The organism is Acinetobacter sp. 'aerobic (ED)' (assembly GCF_904886855.1).
In the GTDB taxonomy this organism is placed as follows: domain Bacteria; phylum Pseudomonadota; class Gammaproteobacteria; order Pseudomonadales; family Moraxellaceae; genus Acinetobacter; species Acinetobacter courvalinii.
This window is the reverse complement of sequence record NZ_CAJHGI010000022.1, coordinates 1-661: the sequence shown is the minus strand read 5'-3', so window position 1 is coordinate 661 and position 661 is coordinate 1. Positions and strand designations below refer to the sequence as shown.

General features: G+C 42.7%; 1 pseudogene. It reads left to right on the top strand.

The window, feature by feature from the left end:
- Nucleotides 1-661, top strand: a pseudogene (locus JO943_RS18460) (cell surface protein); the annotation flags it as partial.

The window sequence follows — 661 nt, the reverse complement described above, 5'->3', positions numbered from 1 at the left end:
GACAGCAGATGGCATCAAGATCGAATTGTTGAAAGATGCGAAGTTCGACAGCATCACCACTGGCGACAGCGTATTGAACAACAATGGCTTAACCATCAAAGATGGCCCAAGCATCACTAAAGATGGTATCAATGCAGGTAATAAAGTTATTACTAACGTTGCTGATGGCGTAAATGGTAAAGATGCAGTCAATGTTGACCAGTTAACCAAAACCAAAGATGGTCTGGATAACAAGATTACTGATACCAACAACAAGTTAGACGACGCTAAAAAAGACTTGGGTAACCGTATTACAGATACCAAAGATCAGTTAACCACTCAGATTACTGATACTAAAACTGAGTTAAATAACACGATCAATAACACCAAGACTGAGTTAAACAGCAAGATTGACAATACCAAGACCGAGTTGGAAAACAAGGGCTTGAACTTTGCTGGTAATGCCGGTGCAGACGTTCACCGTAACTTGGGTGACAAGCTCAACATCGTGGGTGGCGCTGATGCTGCAACAGCAGAAGACAAGACTAGCGGTGAAAATGTCATTACCCGTACTACAGCAGATGGCATCAAGATCGAATTGTTGAAAGACGCGAAATTCGATAGCATCACCACTGGCGACAGCGTATTGAACAACAATGGCTTAACCATCAAAGATGGCCCA